Source organism: Dyella acidiphila, from assembly GCF_014863405.1.
GTDB lineage: Bacteria > Pseudomonadota > Gammaproteobacteria > Xanthomonadales > Rhodanobacteraceae > Dyella_B > Dyella_B acidiphila.
The window spans coordinates 34,735-55,544 of record NZ_JACZZA010000019.1; the positions used below are offsets into that span (position 1 = coordinate 34,735).

At 64.7% G+C, this 20,810-nt stretch carries 19 protein-coding genes; 8 read left to right on the forward strand and 11 right to left on the reverse strand.

Features of this window, described 5'->3' with window-relative positions:
- Positions 1–8 precede the first annotated feature (8 nt).
- Entirely contained in the window at positions 9–1,571 is a 1,563-nt protein-coding gene (locus tag IGX34_RS21330; protein ID WP_192557781.1) for a bifunctional GNAT family N-acetyltransferase/carbon-nitrogen hydrolase family protein, read from the reverse strand.
- A 109-nt stretch (positions 1,572–1,680) separates the two neighbouring features.
- Between IGX34_RS21330 and IGX34_RS21335 the strand changes: the two genes are divergently transcribed.
- Entirely contained in the window at positions 1,681–3,051 is a 1,371-nt protein-coding gene (locus tag IGX34_RS21335) for a formimidoylglutamate deiminase (RefSeq protein ID WP_192557782.1), read from the forward strand.
- 429 nt (positions 3,052–3,480) lie between these two features.
- On the forward strand, positions 3,481–3,645 hold the full coding sequence (locus IGX34_RS21340; RefSeq protein WP_192557783.1) for a hypothetical protein: 165 nt from the start codon (positions 3,481–3,483) through the stop codon (positions 3,643–3,645).
- Positions 3,646–3,662: 17 nt separating this feature from the next.
- Here IGX34_RS21340 and IGX34_RS21345 read toward each other — a convergent pair whose 3' ends face one another.
- Entirely contained in the window at positions 3,663–4,607 is a 945-nt protein-coding gene (locus tag IGX34_RS21345) for a LysR family transcriptional regulator (protein WP_192557784.1), read from the reverse strand.
- A gap of 132 nt (positions 4,608–4,739) precedes the next feature.
- On the opposite strand from IGX34_RS21345, the gene IGX34_RS21350 reads away from it, so the two are divergent.
- The 4 genes from IGX34_RS21350 to IGX34_RS21365 all read left to right on the forward strand — a co-directional run bounded on the left by IGX34_RS21350 (position 4,740) and on the right by IGX34_RS21365 (position 8,520).
- Positions 4,740–5,861 (forward strand): aldo/keto reductase, encoded by a 1,122-nt coding sequence (locus tag IGX34_RS21350; RefSeq protein WP_192557785.1) that lies wholly within the window; start codon positions 4,740–4,742, stop codon positions 5,859–5,861.
- Between the two features lie 65 nt (positions 5,862–5,926).
- Entirely contained in the window at positions 5,927–6,775 is an 849-nt protein-coding gene (locus IGX34_RS21355; protein ID WP_192557786.1) for an alpha/beta fold hydrolase, read from the forward strand.
- Positions 6,776–6,853: 78 nt separating this feature from the next.
- Positions 6,854–8,140, forward strand: coding sequence for an MFS transporter (locus IGX34_RS21360; RefSeq protein ID WP_192557787.1), 1,287 nt, complete (start codon positions 6,854–6,856; stop codon positions 8,138–8,140).
- Complete coding sequence (locus IGX34_RS21365) at positions 8,137–8,520, forward strand: VOC family protein (protein ID WP_192557788.1); 384 nt, start codon at positions 8,137–8,139, stop codon at positions 8,518–8,520. The genes IGX34_RS21360 and IGX34_RS21365 overlap by 4 nt, the downstream gene beginning before the upstream one ends.
- Here the strand turns inward: IGX34_RS21365 and IGX34_RS21370 are convergent.
- Together IGX34_RS21370 and IGX34_RS21375 are read right to left on the reverse strand one after the other, a co-directional pair.
- Entirely contained in the window at positions 8,517–9,425 is a 909-nt protein-coding gene (locus tag IGX34_RS21370; RefSeq protein ID WP_192557789.1) for a LysR family transcriptional regulator, read from the reverse strand. The genes IGX34_RS21365 and IGX34_RS21370 overlap by 4 nt on opposite strands.
- 231 nt (positions 9,426–9,656) lie before the next feature.
- On the reverse strand, positions 9,657–10,961 hold the full coding sequence (locus tag IGX34_RS21375; RefSeq protein WP_192557790.1) for an alkaline phosphatase family protein: 1,305 nt from the start codon (positions 10,959–10,961) through the stop codon (positions 9,657–9,659).
- 176 nt (positions 10,962–11,137) lie between these two features.
- On the opposite strand from IGX34_RS21375, the gene IGX34_RS21380 reads away from it, so the two are divergent.
- Positions 11,138–11,614 carry a nuclear transport factor 2 family protein gene (locus IGX34_RS21380; protein ID WP_192557791.1) on the forward strand — a complete coding sequence of 159 codons (477 nt, stop codon included), beginning with the start codon at positions 11,138–11,140 and terminating at the stop codon, positions 11,612–11,614.
- A gap of 22 nt (positions 11,615–11,636) precedes the next feature.
- On the opposite strand, the gene IGX34_RS21385 is transcribed toward IGX34_RS21380, so the two are convergent.
- From IGX34_RS21385 to IGX34_RS21415, 7 genes are all read right to left on the reverse strand, one after another.
- A complete protein-coding gene (locus IGX34_RS21385) occupies positions 11,637–12,893 on the reverse strand; it encodes a TIGR03862 family flavoprotein (RefSeq protein ID WP_192557792.1) in 1,257 nt (418 codons plus the stop codon).
- 42 nt (positions 12,894–12,935) lie between these two features.
- Complete coding sequence (locus tag IGX34_RS21390; protein WP_192557793.1) at positions 12,936–13,466, reverse strand: cupin domain-containing protein; 531 nt, start codon at positions 13,464–13,466, stop codon at positions 12,936–12,938.
- 145 nt (positions 13,467–13,611) lie between these two features.
- Positions 13,612–14,727 (reverse strand): D-alanyl-D-alanine-carboxypeptidase/endopeptidase AmpH, encoded by a 1,116-nt coding sequence (ampH, locus tag IGX34_RS21395; protein WP_192557794.1) that lies wholly within the window; start codon positions 14,725–14,727, stop codon positions 13,612–13,614.
- 71 nt (positions 14,728–14,798) lie between these two features.
- The gene (locus tag IGX34_RS21400) at positions 14,799–15,323 is read right to left on the reverse strand and encodes a methylated-DNA--[protein]-cysteine S-methyltransferase (RefSeq protein ID WP_192557795.1); all 525 of its coding nucleotides are present in this window, start codon (positions 15,321–15,323) and stop codon (positions 14,799–14,801) included.
- Positions 15,320–16,831, reverse strand: coding sequence for a DNA-3-methyladenine glycosylase 2 family protein (locus tag IGX34_RS21405; protein WP_192557801.1), 1,512 nt, complete (start codon positions 16,829–16,831; stop codon positions 15,320–15,322). The genes IGX34_RS21400 and IGX34_RS21405 overlap by 4 nt, the downstream gene beginning before the upstream one ends.
- 109 nt (positions 16,832–16,940) lie before the next feature.
- Positions 16,941–17,483, reverse strand: a complete 543-nt coding sequence (locus IGX34_RS21410; RefSeq protein WP_192557796.1) for a cytochrome b — start codon at positions 17,481–17,483, stop codon at positions 16,941–16,943.
- The gene (locus tag IGX34_RS21415) at positions 17,483–18,568 is read right to left on the reverse strand and encodes a catalase (RefSeq protein WP_192557797.1); all 1,086 of its coding nucleotides are present in this window, start codon (positions 18,566–18,568) and stop codon (positions 17,483–17,485) included. The genes IGX34_RS21410 and IGX34_RS21415 overlap by 1 nt, the downstream gene beginning before the upstream one ends.
- Before the next feature lie 224 nt (positions 18,569–18,792).
- On the opposite strand from IGX34_RS21415, the gene hutU reads away from it, so the two are divergent.
- Positions 18,793–20,463, forward strand: a complete 1,671-nt coding sequence (hutU, locus tag IGX34_RS21420) for a urocanate hydratase (protein WP_192557798.1) — start codon at positions 18,793–18,795, stop codon at positions 20,461–20,463.
- Positions 20,464–20,810: the final 347 nt, after the last annotated feature.

Sequence of the window (20,810 nt, forward strand, 5' to 3'; positions counted from 1 at the left end):
CCTCGGCGTCAGCGCGATTTGCTTAGCCAGCGCGTCTCGTAGAGATCGTAGCGGCGGTCTTTCAGGTTCTGCACGGCACCGGCATTGCGTGCTCGCGCGAGGCTTTCCAGGCGCAGATCGGCAAACAGCACGGTTTCGATATTCGGGGTGGAATCGGCCGCAATACCGTCGCGCGCGAACGGAAAATCGCTGGGCGTAAGAATGCAGCTCTGGCCGTACTGGATATCGAAGTTGTTGACGCCGGGCAGGTTGCCGACGTTGCCCGACAGCACTACGTAGCACTGGTTTTCCACCGCGCGCGCCTGCGAGCAATAGCGCACGCGCAGATAACCCTCGCGCACATCGGTGCAGAACGGCACGAACAAAATCAGCGCGCCCTGGTCGGCCAGGTGGCGGGCTACTTCCGGAAATTCGGAGTCGTAGCAGATCATCACGCCGATCGGGCCGCAGTCGGTCTGGATGGTGGCGGCGCTGTCGCCACCGGTGATATTCCACACCACACGCTCGCTCGGCGTGGGATGCAGTTTCTCGCGTTCGTGGATGGAGCCGTCGCGCAGGCACACGTAGCACACGTTGTGGATGTCGCCGTTCGGCTGTTCGGTAGGATGCGAGCCGGCCACGATATTGATGTTGTAGTGCACCGCCAGGCGGCTGAAGAGTTCCTTCACCTGCGGCGTGTAGTGACTGAGCTTGCGGATGGTTTCCACCGGCGAAAGCTCTTCATTCTCGATCGACAGCAATTGCAGCGTGATCAGTTCGGGAAAGGTGACGAAATCCGCGTTGTAGTCGGCCGCGATATCGGTGAAATACTCCACGTGGGTGGCGAATTCCTCGAACGATTTGATCCGCCGCTGCTGGTACTGCACGGTAGCTACGCGCACCAGGTCGGGCAGGTTCTGCGGCGATTTGACGGCGGGGATATCCGGCTGGTTCATCAGCGCCGGATTGCGCCAGATCAGATGCGCGCCGTAGCCGAGCGAGTCATAGTCCATCGGCACGTAAGCGCGCAGCAAGCCGATAAACTCGAAGTCGTTGGCGAGCTGGAAGCTCAAGGTAGGATCGCGCCGCTTTCCCTCGATCACCGCCTGCACATAGGCTTCCGCATTGCCGTAGCGCTGCACGTTGCGCGCCAGTCCGGGGATGCGGCCGCCGAAGGTGATGCCGCGCAGTTTCAGGTCGATGCACAGCCGCTTGCGTGCCTGATACAGGCGCTGGCCGATGCGCATGCCGCGGTAGTCCGGATGCACCACCACTTCCATGCCGTACAGCCAGTTGCCGTCGGGATTGTGGCGCGAGGCCATGCCGCCGCCGGTAATCTGCATCCAGGTATGCGGTTTCAGCGCCAATGCTTCGTCGAGGCGGAAGGTGGCGCAATAGCCGACGATATTGCCCTCGTACTCCACCACGAACTGGCCTTCCGGAAAGTGCGTCTGCTGGGAGCGCAGCATTTCCGCCGAATGGCCCCATTCGGCGGTGTAGATGCGGGCGGTGAGGTCGACCAGGGCCGGTACATCGGCGGGAATGGCCTGGCGCAGGGTGAGCTTGGGCGTGTTTTCGTTTTTCTTGGCCATTTCCTCATCCTTTCGTAAGCAAGGTGAAGCGAATGCGAGCAAGCCGGCTACACTTTAGCGGCTGTTTATGATGGCGGCGATACGCGCCCCGGTTCCACGGAGATGATGCATGAGCACCAACGCTGCAATCCGCACATTCAAGGCAAGACAGCTGTGGCAGGACGCGGCATGGCAGGGCGATGCCGTGTTTGCGGTCGACGAGCGCGGTTATCTCGCCGCTGCCGGCGAGGATTCGCCGCACTATCTCGGCAGCTGGGTATTGCCGGGCATGCCCAATCTGCATTCACACGCCTTCCAGCGCGCCATGGCCGGGCTGGCCGAGCGCCGCGGGCCGGGCGACGATTCCTTCTGGACCTGGCGCGAAACCATGTACAGCTTCGCCGCCCGCATCGATCCGGACACCTTGCAGGCGATTGCGGCCCAGCTGTATGTGGAAATGCTCAAGGCCGGCTACACCCAGGTCTGCGAATTCCATTACCTGCATCATCAGCCCGACGGTACGCCCTACGCACAGTCGGAAGCGATGTCGCTGGCCCTGATCGAGGCCGCGCGCGAAGCCGGTATCGCGCTGACCTTGTTGCCGGTGCTGTACATAAGCGGCGGTTTCGACGGGCGTCCGCTGTCGGCACGTCAGCGTCGCTTCGGCCATGACGTGGACAGCTACCTGCGTTTGCTCGGCGACCTGCGTAAGCGCGAGAACGATCAGCTGCGCGTAGGCGTGGCCCTGCATTCGCTGCGTGCGATTCCGGAAAGCGCGTGGCGTGGCGTGATCGACAGCCAGGCGCTGCAGAGCGGCCCGATCCATATCCATATCGCCGAGCAGATCGGCGAAGTGCAGGATTGCCTCGCCACCCGCGGTGCGCGTCCGGTGGAATGGCTGTTCGAGCATGCGCCGGTCGACCGGCGCTGGTGCCTGGTGCACGCCACCCATCTCACCGAGGCGGAAACCGCGCAGATTGCGCGCAGCGGTGCGGTGGCCGGCTTGTGCCCCACGACCGAGGCCAACCTGGGCGACGGTCTGTTTCCGCTGGCGCGCTATCTGGATGCCAACGGCACGCTGGGCATCGGCTCGGATTCGCACATCTCCATCTCGCCAGTAGAAGAATTGCGCTGGCTGGAATACGGCCAGCGCCTGAGCACGCGCCATCGCAACGTAGCCGCACGCCATGCGGGTGACAGTGTGGGCGAAACGCTGTGGCGTGCTGCCCTACAGGGCGGCGCGCAGGCAGCGGATTTGCCGATCGGCGCACTGCGCACCGGCGCGCGTGCCGATGTAATCGTGCTCGACAACGAATCGCCGCTGCTCGCCGCGCGCGATGCGCGCTCCGCGATGGACAGCTATCTGTTCGCCGGCAATACACCGCTGGTGCGCGATGTGATGGCTGGCGGTCACTGGGTGGTGCGCGATTTCCGTCATCACGACGAAGTGCGCATTGCCGCGCGTTATCGCGCCGCAGTGGAGCGCCTGGCGCAGCAGTAAAGGGTTGGTTCCCCTTTCGATGTCCAGCAGGTTTGCAGCCGGAGCCGGATCATCGGAAGGCTGCTGCCCGCTACCTCGCGTGGCGGCCTCCGGCTGCAAGCCTGCTGGACATCGGAAGGGTGGTGCAGGGGATAAATCAGAATCTCGTTATTGTTTTTGGATGGTGCGTTCAGCACGATGCGTAGCGTGATGGATTCGATATAGAAAACGGATAAAAGTTCGCGGCCGCCACGTACAGAACGCGTAACTTTTACCGCGCAGCTTTGCCGGCAGCGCACGCGGGCGTACGCAGATACCGTCAATGAATCTGCTTTCACTGGCCTGACGGCGGGCCTGAACCCTCGGCATCAGTTCAGCTTCGCGCCGTCATCGCGATCATTCGAGCATGCGTTTTCCGACATGAGTTCCACGCTCATAGAGGAGAGCACCATGCGCCGTTATTTTTCCGTCTTGCTGATTGCACTGGCCGTGCTGGGTGGCACCCTGGCGCAGACCGGTTGCGTGGTCGTGGCACCGCGTCCGGCCCGTGTATGGGTACCGGGTTACTGGGGCCCGAGTCACGTCTGGGTGGGTGGCTACTGGCGTTATCACTGAGCGTCAGGGTCTTGCTGTCATGGCGCGGCGCGGGACGATGAAGAGGCCATCGTTCCGCGTCCGGTCCATTCACGAATGAAGTCGATAAATACGCGCAGTTTGGGCGGCACCTGGAACCGGCTCGGGTAATACAGGTAAAAGCCCTCGAACGGCGGCAACCAGGGTTCGAGCACACGTTCCAGGCGTCCGGCTTCCAGCCCGGCGCGTGCGGAAATTTCCAGCACTGACAACAGCGCGATGCCGTCTTCGACTGCGCGCAACGCCAGCGAGATATCGTTGAGCGTGAGGTTGCCGTCCACGGCAATCTCGTACCAGCGTCCTTTTTGCGCGCCGCTGCGATGCGCGAATTCCCAGCGATAGATCGCACCGCTGCTGGGCAGGCGGAACTTGATGCAGTTGTGATGCTGCAAATCTTTGGGCGTTTTCGGATAACCGTGGCGTTGAAAATAAGCCGGCGACCCCACCACCACTGCATGCAGCGGGCCGCCCAGCGGCACCGCCACCATGTCGCGCTGCACGCTTTCGCCGAGCCGGATGCCGGCATCCAGGCCTTCGGCGACCAGGTCGCTGAGATGGTTGTCCACCCGGATATCCAGTTGCACCTCCGGCCAGCGCGCCATGAATTCAGCCAGCATCGGTTCGATGATGGTTTGCGAGACCATCATCGGCACAGTCAGGCGCAAGGTGCCGCGCGGACGGTCGGCATGCTGGCGGATCGCATCCATCGCCGCTTCCAGTTCATTTAGTGCAGGCGCAATGCGCAGCAGCATTTCCTGGCCGGCTTCGGTAAGGCCGACGCGGCGGGTGGTCCGCTGCAATAGCCGTGTGCCGAGCTGCTGCTCCAGTTGCTGCACGGTCTGGCTCAGCGCCGAAGGCGTCACCTCCAGCGCGGCGGCGGCGCGGGTGAAGCTGCCGTGCTCGGCGATCGCGCGGAAAGCGCGCAGGGCGTAGTGGTCGCGCATGGCGGGGTGCCGGAAGCGGGGTTGGCTGCAGATTAGTTAGTTCAGCTAAATAATGCATCAAGCCATTGGCGGTTTTTCTGTGGAATGCCGGCGCGCACACTGCGTCCCATCTTCCACCACGGAGTCACCGCCATGTCGCTCGACCAGTACTACACCCTCGGCCGCTCCGGCCTGCGCGTCAGCCGGCTTGCCCTGGGCGCCATGACCTTCGGCGAAAACTGGGGCTGGGGCGCCGCGGCCGATACCGCGCGGGCCATGTTCGACCGTTATCTGGATGCTGGCGGCAACTTCATCGATACCGCCGACCTCTACACCGAAGGCAGCAGCGAAACCCTCCTAGGCCAGTTCATCCAGGACAGCGGCACCCGCGATCGCGTGGTGCTGGCCACCAAGTTCAGCTACAACGGCCAGCCGGGCAATCCGAATGCCGGCGGCAACGGCCGCAAGAACATCATGCGTGCGGTGGAAAGCTCGCTGCGCCGCCTGCGCACCGACTACATCGACCTGTACCTGCTGCACACCTGGGATCGCGTTACCCCGGCGGAAGAAGTGATGCGCACCTTCGACGACCTGGTACGCGCCGGCAAGATCCGCTACGCCGGCCTGTCCGACGTGCCCGCCTGGTACGCGGCTCGTGCGCAGACCTATGCCGAAGCGTATGCACTGACCCCGCTGGTGAACATGCAGCTGGAGTACTCGCTGACCGAACGGCATATCGAACACGAATACGTGCCGCTGGCGCAGAACCTGGGCATGGGCATCACAGCCTGGAGTCCGCTGGCGATGGGCCTGCTGTCGGGCAAGTACAAGCCGAGCGAGCAGGGCGGGGCGGGCGACGGGCGCCTGACCAAGATCGCGCTGACCCAGCCGGGCTTCCAGCGTTTTACCGAGCGCAACTGGAAGATCGTTGCCGAGCTGGAGCAGGTGGCGAAGGAAGCGGGGCATAGCATGGCGCAGGTGGCGTTGAATTGGGCTACCACGCAGCCTGGCATCGCCTCGGTGATCATCGGCGCGACCAAGCTGGAGCAGCTCGACGCTAATCTCGCCGCGCTGTCGTTCGAGCTGCCGGCGGCATTGCGTGCACGTCTGGATGCCGCCAGTGCGCCAGATAAGCCGTTCCCGTATTACATGTTCGCCGATGTCCAGCAGACGCGGTTGCACGGCGGCGTAGCGGTGGGCGACAAACCGGCCGGCTATGCACCCGGCGTGTTCGTACCGGCGGTGCAGGCGCAATCGTTCAACGCTTCACGCTGAGCTTTCGCGGCTTCGTGTTATCGCCCTTTGCGCATCGCAAAGGGCGCCTTAAAGGAAACTTCGCCATGACCAACACGACTTCGCACTGGATCGACACCCAGCACGCCCGCCTGTACGCCGAAGAAGCCGGCACCGGCGACACCATCACCATGCTGCACGGCTTTCTGGTCGACAGCGGGCAATGGGACCATGAATTCGCCACCCTGGCGAAGACCCATCAGGTGCTGCGCTACGACGCCCGCGGCTTCGGCCGCTCCAGTATCGAGCCGGGCAGTTACGCACATCACGAAGACCTCGCCGCCGTGCTCGATGCACGCGGTATCCGGCGCACGGCCTTGCTGGCCTGCTCCGGCGGCGCGGCCACGGCGCTGGATTTCACGCTGGCGCATCCGCAACGCGTCAGCGCGCTGATCTTTGTCGGCGCCGGCTATTGGGGGCGTTTTGCCGACAGCACGCCGGCAGCGCGCGCTTTCCTGCAGGCGCTGGGCACCATGGACGTGAACGGCCTGATCGACAGCTCACTGCGCGCCTTCACCGATGGTCCCTGCCGTGCACCGAGTGAAGTGGATCCGACGGTGCGCAAGCACACCGAGGCGATGACGGCAAAGTTGTTCAAGCGCGAAAGCAGCTACTGGACGCGCGCCGCGATCGATCAGCGCACAGCGCAACCCAGTGCGCTGGAACGCCTGCACGAGATCGCGGTGCCCACCCTGCTGCTGGTCGGCAGCGAAGATCAGCGCGAGGTGCATCAGCTGGCGCGCGAACTGCTGCAAGGCATAGCGCATGCGCGTGCAATGGTCATCGACGGCGCCGGGCATCACGCCAATCTGGAAGCGCCGGCCGCGGTGCTGGCGCAACTGCGCGCGGTGGTGGCGCAACCGGCCAAAGCGCGGCCTGAGGTGCAGGCCGTGTGATCGATTGATATCTCCCGGCTATCGAGCCGGAGGTGCGGTGCTATCGATCCTCCGCGCAGCGCCAACTATGCTTGCGCCATGAACGCCAATACCTCTGCCGCCACGGCAGGCACGCCGGTCGCCTGGTCCAGCGAGGACCTGATCCGTCACGGCACGCCGGCCTTCAGGCGCACCAATCTGGCACTGTTTGCCGCGGGCCTGGCCACGTTCGGCCTGTTGTACTGCGTGCAGCCGCTGATGCCGCTGTTCAGTCAGCACTACGGGGTCAGCGCCGCGGTCAGCGCTTTATCGTTGTCGGTAACCACCGGCGTGCTGGCGTTCGCGATGCTGTTTGCCGGCGGCGTTTCGGATGCATGGGGCCGCAAGTCGGTGATGGTGGCCTCGCTGTTGTCATCGGCCGTGCTGGTGCTGCTCAGCGCGCTGATGCCGAACTGGTATGCGTTGCTCACCATCCGCACCTTGCTCGGCATCACCTTGAGCGGCCTGCCGGCGGTGGCGATGACCTATCTCACCGAAGAAATGCATGCCGAATCGATCGGCCTGGGCATGGGGCTCTACATCAGCGGCAGTGCAGTCGGTGGCATGAGCGGGCGCCTGATTTCCGGCGTGGTGGCCGATTACTTCGGCTGGCGCATAGGTATCGCGGTGGTCGGCGTGATCGGCCTGCTGTCCGGCCTGGTGTTCTGGCGGGCGCTGCCGGCGTCGCGCCATTTCCAGGCCAAGCCGCTGCAGTGGCGTGCATTGTGGGCGCGCTTTGCCGGCATGTTCGGCGATGCCGGCCTGCCGTGGCTGTTTGTGGAAGGCTTCCTGCTGCTCGGCGCCTTCGTCACGGTCTACAACTATCTGGGCTATCGCCTGCTGGCACCGCCATACAACCTCAGCCAGAGCGTAGTCGGCCTCATCTTCGGCATTTATTTGATCGGCACTTTCAGCTCGGCGTGGATGGGGCATCTGGCCGGCAAGCTGGGACGCCGCAAAGTGCTGTGGACGGCATTCGCCCTGATGCTGGCCGGCACAGCGTGCACGATGCTCGCGTCGATCTGGCTGATCGTGCTGGGTATCACGGCGATCACCTTCGGTTTCTTCGGCGGCCACTCGGTGGTCAGCAGTTGGGTGGGGCGGCGCGGTGGCGTGGCCAAGGCGCAGGCCTCGTCGATGTATTTGTTCAGTTACTACATGGGCTCGAGCGTGGCGGGCGCCAGCGGCGGCCTGTTCTACGCCGCCGCCGGCTGGAACGGCGTGGCCTGGTTCGTCGGTGCGCTGGTGCTGCTGGGCCTGCTGATCGCGCTGTGGCTGTACCGGCTGCAGCCGTTGCCGCAGATCGTCACGCCACCTACGCCGATGAGCAAGGGAGCCATGCCATGAAGATCGATCGCCTCGATCACTTTGTACTTACCGTGGCCGATATCGACGCCACCTGCGCGTTCTATACGCGCGTGCTGGGCATGCAGGTGGTGAGCTTCGGCGAAGGGCGCAAGGCGCTGGCGTTCGGCATGCAGAAGATCAACCTGCATCAGCATCATCATGAGTTCGAACCCAAGGCGATGCAGCCCATGCCGGGTTCGGGCGATTTCTGCCTGATCACCGCGGTGCCGCTGGATGAGGTGCTGGCGCATATCGAGCAGTGCGGCGTGCCGATCGAAGCGGGGCCGGTGGCGCGCACTGGCGCGCGTGGACCGATCCGTTCGGTGTATTTGCGCGATCCCGACGGCAACCTGGTCGAGATCAGCAACTACGTCGCCTAGCGACTCTTCGTATTGCCAAGAATCAGCTGGATGAAATGCGGCAGCAGCGGCAGGCGCTCGTCGTCGCGGTACACCACATGGATTTCCGACATGGCGGAAGGATCGGTCAGCGGCACATAGCGCACACCTTCCACGTTGATGTGGCTGCACGACTCCGGAAGAATCGATACGCCCAGGCCCGCCGCGACCAGCCCGATGATGGTGGATGCCTCGCGCGCCTCCTGCGCGATGCGCGGGGCGAAGCCGGCCGCACGGCATAGCGAAAGCGCGTGCTCGTAGACACCGGCGCCGGCACTGCGCGCAAACATCACGAAAGGCTCCTGCGCCAGCGCCTTGGCCGGCAGCTTGCCGCGCGCGCCCACGCTTTTCAGCGCCGGATGATCGGCATGCATCACTGCCACCAGCGGATCGCGGAACAAGCGCTTGGATACGAGCGCCTTCGGCAATACGCCAGGGCGCAGAATGCCCACATGCAGCTTGCGCTCCAGCAGCGCATCGATCTGCTGCAGCGAATTCATCTCTTCCAGTTGCAGATGCACCGCCGGATAGCGTTGGCGGAAGGCGAAGATGGCGCGAGGAATATCCTGCGACAGCGGCGTGGTGCGAGTGAAGCCGATGCGCAGCTCGCCCAGCTCGCCGCGCTGCGCACGCTGCGCCAGTTCGGCGGCGCGCTCCACCCTGGCGAGAATGTCGCGGGCTTCGCCGAGGAACAGGCGCCCCGGCTCGGTCAGCGCCACGCGCCGGTTGGTGCGCATAAGCAGGCGCGCACCGACCGTTTCTTCGAGCTGGCGGATCTGCTGGCTGAGCGGCGGCTGGGACATGCCCAGGCGTTCGGCGGCTTTGCCGAAATGCAGCGTGTCGGCGACGGTGACGAAGTAGCGCAGGTGGCGGAGTTCGATGCTCATGGCCGCTACTTTCGTCGCTGGCGGCCCAAGCCTCAAGCGTTTAATCCCTGCGCAATCCATTCCCTCCCCTGCGACGGCAGGGGAGGGCTCGGGTGGGGTTGGCCGAGCTGGCCCCGGAACATGCGTTTTACCGATCCGACCCTGCGCGATGATCCCGGGCTTGAGGCAAGCGCGTGCAACCCCACCCCGACCTTCCTCTGCTGGCGCAGGGGAGGGCGTGATGCCATCGGCTTAGTGCTGCGCCGCTGCCGCCGGCACCGGCTTCAGCATCCCTTTCACATCCCCCAGATGCCCATCATTGAAAGCCGGCGTAATACCCAACAGATGCGCCATCAACGGATACACATCCACATTCGGGAAGCTGTGATAGCGGATGCCGCTCTGGAACGCCGGCCCGTGCGCGATAAACAGCGCCTGCATCAGCGGATCGGCATTGTCGTAGCCGTGCTCGCCCAGGCTCAGCGTGCCCTTGTGCTTGGCCAGGTACTCTTCGGTGGTAATGCGCCAGCCCACGTCGGCCAGGCATACCAGCTGCGGCACGCGCGCATTGGAACCGTAGTTGAAGCGCTTCGGGATGCGCGTCTTGTCCCAGCACTGCATATGCTGCTGCGGCTGCTCCAGCTTCTCTTCGATCGCATTGAAATCATGCTTGCGCTTGGGATTGAAGCCGGCGATCTCGCCCATCGTCACCGATTCCACCTCGCTCATGTCGATCAGCTTGTCGATCAGGATGCTGTGGTCCACCGGCACGCTGGCCATGCCGTGGTCGGCCAGCACGATGATGTTGATCTTGTCGTACAGGCCGCGCTGGCGCAGGCCGTCGACCAGGCGGCCGATCGCCGCATCGGTATCGCTCAGGGCCTGATTGACCTGCGGCGAATCGGGCCCGTAGTGGTGGCCGTTCTTGTCCACCTGGTCGAAGTACAGGGTGAGGAAGGTGGGGCGCTGATCGGTGGGCAGGTCCAGCCAGGCCAGTACCTGGTCCACGCGCTGATCGGCAGTGACCTTGGCGTCGTAGGGTTTCCAGAAATCCGGATGCTTGCCCTGGATATCCGCTTCGGAGCCGGGCCAGAACATGGTGGCCGTGCGCAGGCCGGCGGCGTCGGCGGTTTCCCACAGCGGCGTGGCTTCGTCCCACCACATGCCATTGCCGGCGGCCTTGCGATCGCTGAGCGAGAAGCGGCCCAGTTCCGGATCGAGCATGTTGTTGTCGACGATGCCGTTATGGTCCGGCACCAGGCCGGTGACGATGGCGTAGTGATTGGGGAAGGTCAGCGACGGAAACGAAGGCTGCATGCCGTCGGCGTGCACACCGCTGTCGGCCATTGCCTGCAGGTTCGGCGTGATGCCGCGCGTGATGTAGTCGGCGCGGAAGGCATCGATGGAAATCAGCAGCAGCGGCGCGGTGACGGCCGCCTTCGCCTGCTCGGCCTTGCTTTCCGGCGGCGGCGTGGATGGGCCGGAGCCGTGGTGGAAGACGCAGCCGGCGTTGAGGGCGACCAGCGAAGCAAGCAGCAGGCGGGGCAGGTATTTCATGCAGACGATCCGTATAAATAGCGAAAGACAACCTGCCAATAATGGCCTAGTTGTATGACTAAAACAGCTTGTGCCCGACGCAAGTTCTTGAACGGCTGCCGCCAGCCCGGCGGCGCGGTTTGCGGCAGGCCGGCGTATAAGTCGTGCGAGCCCGTCCCCCATCTGCCGGAGTCCCCATGTCCCCGAACGAACAGCGTCCCCCGTTGCCGCCCTTTACCCACGAGACCGCGGTGCAGAAAGTACGCCTGGCCGAAGATGCCTGGAACAGCCGCGACCCGGCGCGTGTGGCCCTGGCCTATACGCCGGACAGCCGCTGGCGCAATCGCGCCGAATTTCTGCAGGGCCGCGGCACGATCGTGGATTTTCTTACCCGCAAATGGGCGCGCGAACTGGAGTACCGGCTGATCAAGGAGCTGTGGGCGTTCGAGGGCAATCGCATCGCCGTGCGTTTCGCCTACGAATGGCACGACGATTCCGGCAACTGGTTCCGTTCCTACGGCAACGAGAACTGGCTGTTCGACGAAAACGGCCTGATGGCCCAGCGCCACGCCAGCATCAACGATGTGCCGATTGCCGCAGCGGAGCGCAAATACCATTGGCCGCAGGGGCGCCGGCCGGACGATTATCCGGGCCTGAGCGACCTGGGCTTGTAAGGCTAAGGCTGCGCGTGCCGGGTCATGCCGGCGCGTGTGTCCTGGCCAGCCATGTGGCCGCGCCACGGCCGGCGCGATAACCGCTGGCAAAGCAGGCGGTCAGCAGATAGCCGCCGGTGGGCGCTTCCCAGTCGAGCATTTCGCCGGCACAGAACACACCGGGCAAGGCGCGCAGCATCAGGGCGTCGTCCAGGCCTTCCAGGCGTACACCGCCGGCACTGCTGATCGCCTCGGCGATCGGGCGTGCCTGCGTGAGCCGCAGCGGCAGGCGCTTGATCGTGCGCGCCAATGTGTGGAGATCGTCGAGCTGCGGCTTGTCCAGCACTTCATGCAGCAGGGCGACTTTCACACCGCTGAGGCCGGTGTGCCGGCGCAGATGCTCGCCGAGCGAGCGGCTGCCGCGCGGCTTGGCCAGATCCTGTTGCAGGCGTTCGGGGCTGCGGTCAGGTGCCAGATCCAGTTCCAGCGTGGTCTGACCGTGCCTGGCGATCGCTTCGCGCAGGGTGGCCGATAACGCATAAATCAGGCTGCCTTCGATGCCGGTGGCGGTGAGCACGCATTCGCCCTGGCGCCGATGGCCGTGGCCGCTGGCGTCGCGCCAGTGCGCGACGACCGGCTTCAAGGGCGCGCCTGCGTAGCGCGTCGACAGGTATTCGCTCCAGCCGATATCGAAGCCGCAATTGGCGGCCTGCAGTGGCGCGATGTCCACCTGACGAGCGGCCAGCACCGCTTGCCATGCACCATCCGAACCCAGCTGCGGCCAGCTGCCGCCGCCCAACGCAAAGATTGCGGCCGAGGGCGTCACGCGGTGTTCGCCGGTGGGCGTTGCAAAGCGCAGGGCGCCATCGTCGTTCCAGCCCAGCCAGCGATGATGCACGTGGAAACGCACACCGCTTTCGCGCAGGCGATGCACCCAGGCGCGCAACAGCGGGGCCGCTTTCAGATCGCGCGGAAAAACGCGCCCGGAGCTGCCGACGAAGGTATCCACGCCCAGCCCCAGCGCCCACGCGCGCAGCGCGTCGGCGTCGAAATCGTCCAGCCATGTACCGACCGCGTCAGCGCGTTCGGCATAGCGCTGGTCGAACGCGGGCCGCGCTTCGCCGTGGGTAAGATTCATGCCGCCCTTGCCGGCGATCAGAAATTTGCGCCCCACCGAACCCTTGGCTTCGTAGAGATCCACCTCGATGCCGTGGGCGCGCGCCGTCTCGGCCGCCATCAGTCCGGCCGGACCGCCGCCGATGATCGCCAGGCTAGGGGAGTGGTGTGCGGTAGAGGCCATGCATTGCTCGCGGTGAAGCCGCGCATTGTAGGCCCTACGGCGCTAGGCGTCGGCCCCCACCTTGGGCGCAAGCCGTTCAAGCAAGGCACGATGCCCGGAATAGCGTCGCAGCAGATCCGGCATGCTGGCCAGCTCGAAATGTTCGAACTCGAAGCCCGGCGCTACCGTGCAGCCGGCCAACGTATAGCCGCGCGGACCGGTGCGCTCCGCGGCAAACCAGTAGCCCGCCGGCACCAGCACCTGGAAGGTGCCATCCGGCTGCTCCAGCGTATTGCCCAGGATGCGCGTCACCAGCTCGCCCTGCGGATGCAGCATGTGGATAAACAGCGGATCGCCCAGATGGAAATGCCACAGCTCGTCGGCATCGATGCGATGCCAGGCGGAGTAGTCGCCATTGTTCAGCAGGTAATAGATGGCGGTGGATGCGCGCCGCTCGATGCGGGTTTGATCGGCCGCCGAACGCAGAATGCGTTCCTCGCTGCGATGGGTTTGCCGGTACCAGCCGCCTTCCGGATGCGGCAGCAGATCCAGTTTCGCGATCAACCGATCGGCAAACGAAGATTCGGTATTCATCGAAGCCTCCGCGCGTTCTTTTTTTTATGCGATGGCCAGCGCTGCCTTCTCCTCAACGCTGTCGCGCCGACAGGCCGCCGACAGCTTCGTGCCTGCCGCGAATACACCTGCGTCTACGCCAGGGCATGGTGCGACCCGGCACCGTCTAGGCGCCGTGATGATGCGCCTGCTCGGTCAGCTTGGCGACCAGGGCATTTACCTGTGTGGTGATGGCGTGAAGCGCTGGCAGATCCATGCGCGTCACCGCCACGAATACACCGATCTTCTGCCCCGGCGCCAAGGCCATGTACGACATGAAGCCGCCGTAGCCGCCGGTCTTTTCCAGGATCGCCGGCTGCTGCGCACTCGCGGCCAGCAGCACCCAGCCCAGGCCGAGGCCGTCCGCGTGGCCGGCGTGATCCATGCCCTGCACATCGGCCAGCGACTGGCGTTGAAAATAGATCGCCTGGCTGATCGCGGTTTGCGGATCGACACCTTGCTGGCCCAGGCCCAGCTGCTGTTTCATCCAGGCCGCCATGTCGGCGGCGCTGGCATACATGCTGCCGCTGCCGGCGTTGTCGCTGGCGCTGGTGCAGGGCGTTGCATCGCGGCCGGCGAGCAGGCGCGCGCACTGTTCCGCCGAAGGTGTTGCGGTGGTATCGCGCATGCCCAGTGGCTGCGTCACGTAGTGCTGCAAGGCCTGTTCGTAAGTGCTGCCCGCAGCCTTGCCCAGGGCATCGGCGAGAAAATCGAATGCCAGATTGGAGTAGAGCGCGACGTGCCCCGGCGCGGACAATGTTTTCTGCTGCTGCAGCCAGATCCAGCGTGCCTTTGCATACGGCAATGCGCCGGCCGGCAGATCGGCCTGTCGCGGCAGACCGCTGGTATGCGTGGCCAGATCGAACAAGGTGATGGGGCGCCCGGACACGGGCAGCCGCATTCCGTCCGGTGCATAGCGCTGCAGGGGATCGGTGAGGCGCAAGGCATCCTGCGCGGCCAGCTTGACCATCAGGTCGGCGGCCAGCAGCTTGGACAGCGAACCGATGTGCAACAGCGAATGCGCATCGGGAAGCTGCTTGCTGCCGGGGCGCGTTTCGCCGTAGCCATGGATGCTGACCGTATCGCCATCGACCACCGCAATCACCATGCCCGGCGCACCTGCGGCGGCAAACATCGGTTGCTCCGCGCTGCGCGTGAGGTCCGGCGAGGTGGCGCCGGCAAGCCAGGGCGCAAGCAGCGCGCACGTAGCAAATACGAAACAGCGCAGCGCGCGTTGATGCATGGGGATCCCCTGGTGGCGAGCACGCGATGCTAGCCGGCACGCAGGCCGCTTGCCAGACGGTTTTATGGCGTTTAGGTGGCGCCCTGGCCGAACAGATCGCCATGCACGATGCGATCTTCCAGCCCCAGCAGAAAACGCTTGGTCGGCAAACCACCGCCGAAACCAGTGAGGCTGCCGTCACTGCCGATCACGCGATGGCAGGGCAGCACGATCGGCAGCGGATTGCGTCCGTTGGCGGCGCCCACTGCGCGTACCGCCAGTGGCTGGCCGATGCGTCGAGCTAGCTCGGCATAGCTGATGGTGGTGCCATACGGAATCCTGGCCAGCGTATGCCACACCTGTACCTGGAAGGGTGTGCCCAGCGGATGCAGCGGCAAGTCGAAATCCTGCCGCTCGCCGGCGAAATACTCATCCAGCTGCTTGCGCGCAAAGTCCAGCCTGGTGGCTTGGCGTTGCCAGGTCGAAGCCGGTTCGCGCTGATGCCGGCCGGTTTCGAACCACACCTCGCGCAGGCCTTGCGTATCGGCAGCGAGCAGGAGCTTGCCGATCGGCGTGGACAGATAGTCGTACCAGACAGTGTCGTGCGCCGTGCTCATGCCGTGACCTCCTTCCGCGTAGCGCGCGGCCGTTTTGCCGGCTCGCTCATGCTGCGCCACAGATGCATCACCGAGTAGGCGCGCCAGGGACGCCATGCTTCGGCCAAGTTGGTAAGTGCGCGCGTGCTGAGCAAGCTGTCGCCCTCCGCCGCCGCGCGGCGCAGGATCAGGTCGGCCGCAGGAAACGCATCCGGATGACTGAGTCCACGCATGGCCATGTAGTGCGCAGTCCATTCGCCAATGCCGGGCAGCGCGACCCAGCGTTCGACAAATTCATCCAGCGATTGCTCGACGCGAAAATCCACCCGGCCATCCAGCACCGCACGCGCCACGCCGCGGATGGTTTCGGCGCGTGCAGTGATGATGCCGAGCGAACGCAGATCGGCATCGGCCAAGGCTTCCGGTCCGGGGAACAAACGTTCCAGGCCGGGCGCGATCGACACCGGCAGCGCCACGCCGTAGCGCTGCACGATGCGCGAGGCCAGTGTACGTGCCGCGGCCACGCTGACCTGCTGGCCGAGAATCGCGCGTACCGCCACTTCAAAACCATCCCAACTACCTGGCAGGCGCAAGCCTGGCCGTTTGCGCAACAGCGCTTTCATCTGCGGTGTGGTCTGCAGGGCCGCGCCGATAGCTTGCGGATCGGCATCGAGATCGAACATGCGGCGGATCCGCGTCACCACCGTCAGCATCTGCGCCGGTTGCGGACAATGCAGTTGCAGCCGCAACGCGTGCTCATCGCCAGACCATGCGCTCAAGCGCAGCCAGCCCGGCGCCTGCGGCGTGCCGAACACGCGCGCATAACCGGTTTCGTCGACGCATTCGATCCCCGGCAGCGCACGTCCGCGCAGAAACGCCAGCATGGCGCCGAAATCGTAAGGCGGCCGGTAGCTGAGTTTCAGGCTGAGGCTGTCGTCATTGCCGGCATGCGGATGACGGCGCAGTTCGCGCGGCTGGATTCGATTCGCCTGCGCAAACGCTGCGTTGAAACGGCGCAGGCTGCCGAAGCCGGACGCGAGCGCCACATCGGTAACGGGCATGCGCGTTTCGGTCAGCAACTGCTTGGCGAACAGCAGGCGGCGAGTGGTGTGCACATCGATCGGCGGGGCGCCCAGCCGTTCGACGAACAGCCGGCGCAATTGCCGTGCGCCGACACCGACCCGGCGCGCCAGTTCTTCCACCGGCTGCTCCTGCAGCAGGCCGCCTTCGATCAGCTTCAAGGCACGCGTTACCACATGATCGCCGCGCTGCCAGGCATCGTTGCCCGGCGCCAGTTCCGGGCGGCAGCGCAGGCAGGGCCGAAAGCCGGCCGCTTCCGCTGCGGCCGCGGTGGCATAGAAGCGCACGTTCACGCTCTTGGCGGTGGGCGCCGGGCACACCGGCCGGCAATAAATGCCGGTACTGCGCACGGCGATAAAGAACAGCCCGTCGAAACGCGCATCGCGGCTCAGCCGGGCGCGTTCGCAGGCTTGCAGATCGAGCGTGGGGAGTGGGGCGGCTTCGGACATGCCCTGCAGGCTAGCACCGTTGCCGGGGCGAAACTCGCCGTTTTCGGACATCAATGCCAAGGCGGGCGCAGCCTGGAAATGCAACCCAGGCTGCGCAGTTGGCGCTGCACTATGGCGCGCGGCCGCCGACCATGCTGCGCAACACGCCATCGCGGCGGATCAGCCCGTGATAAAGCGCCGCACCCAGATGCGCCAGGAAGGTGAGCAGCAACAACATCGCCAACCATGCATGCGCATGCCGGAGCACCGCAAACGCCACCGCATTGGCGGGGAAGATCGACGGCAGGCGCAGCGAATCGCTCAGCATCACCGGATAACCGCCTGCCGACAGCATCGCCCAGCCGACCAGCGGGATCAGCAGCATCAGCACATACAGCAGCCAGTGCGATGCATGCGCGGCAAATTTCTGCAGTGCGGGCAGATCGGCCGGCAGCGGCGGTGGCGGATTGCGCAAGCGCACGATCAGGCGCACCACGGCCAACAACAGAATCGCGATGCCCAGCGGCTTATGGATGCTGATCAGCCACGCATGCCGCTCGGATACCGAAGCCACCATGCCCACGCCGATAAACAGCATCGACACGATCAGCAGCGCCATCAGCCAGTGCAGCACGCGTGCGGCGAGCACGAATTGAGTGGGTGAGCGCGTCATCACTTGGCCTCCGTATGGCTGGCGGCAGTACCGGGCAGATGCGCCTCTTCACTGGTGCGACGCAGATACGAGGTGGCGTACGCCGCCGAGCGTGCAGGCAGCAGCGGATCGTCCGAGATCTGGATGCCGTTGGGTAGCACCGTCGGGTCGTAGTTGATGTCACGGCAGGGGCCGCTTTCCTGCGGCTCGGTGCCGGTGAGCACAAGCGTGCCTGCATCGACTTCATGGCGATCCGCCGGCCATTCCTTGCTGGCATCGTCGGTGGGATCGCCGGGGCTGGCCAGCGTGAGCACCAAATGCCAGCGCTGCGGACCTTGCGCGAGCCGTTGCGCCAGATCGGCATCCAGATAATTCGGATCGCTGCCGCCGGGCGTGCTGTTGCCGTTCTCCGCCACCATGCGCCAACGCACCGGATGCTTGTCGCCGTTCGCATCGACCAGCACAAAGGCGTTCAAGCTCCAATAACTTTCCGTGGCATAGCTTGCCGACGGCTTCGCGGTTTTCACCCAGGCGAGAAAAGCCGACGTTTCCGGATGCGAAGCGAAAAACGCACCGAGCTTGGCCGGATCCGGCTTGCCACTGGCCGGATCGGGATGCTGCGCTTGCAACAGCTCGAAGAACGCCTGCGGCGTGCCCACCGGAAATACCGGCATGCTGTTCATGCCGGAACGCCATTGCTGGCCGTTCGCCTCAGTGAAGCGCAAGGCCATGCTGCGGATCGGCGCGCTGCTGTCCGGCGCATACGGATTGCCGACCGGCACCGCGAAGCGTCCCACCACCGGCGTGCGGCCCGGCGCGAACACCTGCGCTACCGAAAACGCCTGGGCCTGGCCGTTGCTGTCGAAATAGCCGGCCACGCATACGCCCTTGGCGTGATTGCGCCGATAGCCCGGAAAAACCCCGGCATTGGCCTGCAGCTGATTGACCATGCGCTGCGCGGTAAGCCGCTGCGGCGCCAGCCAGCCGCCGACATAGCCGAAGGCGAGCACGACAATCAGCAGGACCGCACCGATCAGCGCAAAGCGCAGCAGCATGCTGCTGCGGCTCAGCGGTGGCGGTGCGGGGAATTGGGACGGTGCATTCATGCGAGCGCTTCCTCTGTGGCGGGACGCCAGCTACCCCTGGGCGATCTTGCGCCCGCCGGCGTGCGTTGTCGTGTGCTTCGTGCGAACGGAATGGCCGGTTACATCGATTTAGGGGACTGCAGCCCCGACCGCCGCGGCCGCACTTTTGCCGCACTGCAGTTGGCGGCCGGGAAAGGGGACGACCATAATGGCTGTCTTTCCCCATGGCAGTCGCAGGTATTCCGATGAACGCGCCCACCCGCATCGACACCACCCGCACCATCCGCGCCCCGCACGGCACGGCGCTGAGCTGCAAGAGCTGGCTCACCGAAGCACCGTACCGCATGCTCCAGAACAACCTGGACCCGGCCGTGGCGGAAAATCCCGCGGAGCTGGTGGTATACGGCGGCATCGGCCGCGCCGCGCGCAACTGGGAGTGCTTCGACGCCATCCTGCGCGCACTGCGCGAGCTCAACGACAACGAAACCCTGCTGGTGCAGTCGGGCAAGCCGGTCGGCGTGTTTCCCACCCATCCGGATGCACCGCGCGTGCTGATCGCCAATTCCAACCTGGTGCCGGCCTGGGCCAACTGGGAACACTTCAACGAGCTCGATCGCAAAGGCCTGATGATGTACGGCCAGATGACGGCCGGCTCGTGGATCTATATCGGCTCGCAGGGCATCGTGCAGGGCACCTACGAAACTTTCGTGGAAATGGGCCGCCAGCATTACGGCGGCAGCCTCAAGGGCAAGTGGATTCTCACCGCGGGCCTGGGCGGCATGGGCGGTGCGCAGCCGCTGGCGGCATCGCTCGCCGGCGCCAGCAGCCTGAATATCGAATGCCAGCAGAGCCGCATCGATTTTCGCCTGAAGACGCGCTACGTCGACGAACAGGCGAACGATATCGATGACGCGCTGGCGCGCATCGAGAAATACACCAAGTCCGGCGAAGCCAAGTCGATCGCACTGCTCGGCAATGCCGCCGACATCCTGCCCGAACTGGTGCGCCGCGGCGTCAGGCCCGATGCGGTAACCGACCAGACCAGCGCGCACGATCCGGTCAACGGCTATCTGCCGCAGAGCTGGACGGTGGAGCAGTGGTTCGAGCGCCGCAAGAGCGATCCGAACGGCACGCGCGATGCGGCCAAGAAATCGATGAAGCAGCATGTGGAAGCGATGCTCGCATTCCATGCGCAGGGCATTCCCACCTTCGACTACGGCAACAACATCCGCCAGATGGCCAAGGACGAAGGCTGCGCCAACGCCTTCGATTTCCCGGGCTTCGTGCCGGCCTTCGTGCGTCCGCTGTTCTGCCGTGGCGTGGGCCCGTTCCGCTGGGTGGCGCTATCCGGCGATCCGGAAGACATCCTCAAGACCGATGCGAAGGTGAAGGAACTGATCCCGGACGATCCGCATCTGCACAACTGGCTGGACATGGCCGAGCAGCGCATCAGCTTCCAGGGCCTGCCGGCGCGTATCTGCTGGGTGGGCCTGGGACAGCGTCACAAGCTGGGCCTGGCGTTCAACGAGATGGTGCGCAAGGGCGAGCTGAAGGCGCCGGTGGTGATCGGGCGCGATCATCTGGATTCGGGGTCGGTGGCCAGTCCCAATCGCGAGACGGAAGCGATGCGCGATGGCAGCGATGCGGTGTCGGATTGGCCGTTGCTCAACGCGATGCTTAATGTGGCGGGCGGGGCTACGTGGGTCAGCTTGCATCATGGTGGTGGTGTGGGGATGGGGTATAGCCAGCACAGTGGTGTGGTGATTGTGTGTGATGGCAGTGAGGCGGCGGATCAGCGGATTGCGCGGGTGTTGTGGAATGATCCGGGGACGGGGGTGATGCGTCATGCGGATGCGGGGTATGACATCGCGGTGAAGTGTGCGAAGGAGCAGGGGTTGAACTTGCCGATGGTGTGATGTGTTTTGCGTTTGCCTGGTTTTCTATTGCGCCCTCGTTTGAGGGCGCAATGCTATGTGCGTGGCGCTTCGCTGCGTAGGTTGGGTTATCCCAGGGCTTGATCCGGGGGTGACTCAACGGATGTCTGTTCCTTCGGCCTCAGGTATGCATGTCGCGTTGATGTGTGCCATTGCCTGCGGCGCTTTCGGCCCCTGCGGGCCCGAGTTACTTTCTCTTGCGTGCCCAAGAGAAAGTAACCAAAGAGAAGGGCACCCCGAGGGAGCGCTTGATGGGCGTCCTGCCCATCAAGTGCGTGAAGGGTGGGAGGGGCTTTTCGACAGGGCATCCTGCCCTGACGAAAAGGCAT

Coding starts and splice junctions, on each gene's coding strand:
- IGX34_RS21350 (WP_192557785.1), top strand. CDS start 4,740: ATGTCGCTCGACCAGTACTACACCCTCGGCCGCTCCGGCCTGCGCGTC.
- IGX34_RS21335 (WP_192557782.1), top strand. CDS start 1,681: ATGAGCACCAACGCTGCAATCCGCACATTCAAGGCAAGACAGCTGTGG.
- IGX34_RS21370 (WP_192557789.1), bottom strand. CDS start 9,425: ATGAGCATCGAACTCCGCCACCTGCGCTACTTCGTCACCGTCGCCGAC.
- IGX34_RS21355 (WP_192557786.1), top strand. CDS start 5,927: ATGACCAACACGACTTCGCACTGGATCGACACCCAGCACGCCCGCCTG.
- IGX34_RS21330 (WP_192557781.1), bottom strand. CDS start 1,571: ATGGCCAAGAAAAACGAAAACACGCCCAAGCTCACCCTGCGCCAGGCC.
- IGX34_RS21410 (WP_192557796.1), bottom strand. CDS start 17,483: ATGACGCGCTCACCCACTCAATTCGTGCTCGCCGCACGCGTGCTGCAC.
- IGX34_RS21365 (WP_192557788.1), top strand. CDS start 8,137: ATGAAGATCGATCGCCTCGATCACTTTGTACTTACCGTGGCCGATATC.
- IGX34_RS21415 (WP_192557797.1), bottom strand. CDS start 18,568: ATGAATGCACCGTCCCAATTCCCCGCACCGCCACCGCTGAGCCGCAGC.
- IGX34_RS21360 (WP_192557787.1), top strand. CDS start 6,854: ATGAACGCCAATACCTCTGCCGCCACGGCAGGCACGCCGGTCGCCTGG.
- hutU (WP_192557798.1), top strand. CDS start 18,793: ATGAACGCGCCCACCCGCATCGACACCACCCGCACCATCCGCGCCCCG.
- IGX34_RS21380 (WP_192557791.1), top strand. CDS start 11,138: ATGTCCCCGAACGAACAGCGTCCCCCGTTGCCGCCCTTTACCCACGAG.
- IGX34_RS21390 (WP_192557793.1), bottom strand. CDS start 13,466: ATGAATACCGAATCTTCGTTTGCCGATCGGTTGATCGCGAAACTGGAT.
- IGX34_RS21385 (WP_192557792.1), bottom strand. CDS start 12,893: ATGGCCTCTACCGCACACCACTCCCCTAGCCTGGCGATCATCGGCGGC.
- IGX34_RS21340 (WP_192557783.1), top strand. CDS start 3,481: ATGCGCCGTTATTTTTCCGTCTTGCTGATTGCACTGGCCGTGCTGGGT.
- IGX34_RS21405 (WP_192557801.1), bottom strand. CDS start 16,831: ATGTCCGAAGCCGCCCCACTCCCCACGCTCGATCTGCAAGCCTGCGAA.
- IGX34_RS21375 (WP_192557790.1), bottom strand. CDS start 10,961: ATGAAATACCTGCCCCGCCTGCTGCTTGCTTCGCTGGTCGCCCTCAAC.
- IGX34_RS21345 (WP_192557784.1), bottom strand. CDS start 4,607: ATGCGCGACCACTACGCCCTGCGCGCTTTCCGCGCGATCGCCGAGCAC.
- IGX34_RS21400 (WP_192557795.1), bottom strand. CDS start 15,323: ATGAGCACGGCGCACGACACTGTCTGGTACGACTATCTGTCCACGCCG.
- ampH (WP_192557794.1), bottom strand. CDS start 14,727: ATGCATCAACGCGCGCTGCGCTGTTTCGTATTTGCTACGTGCGCGCTG.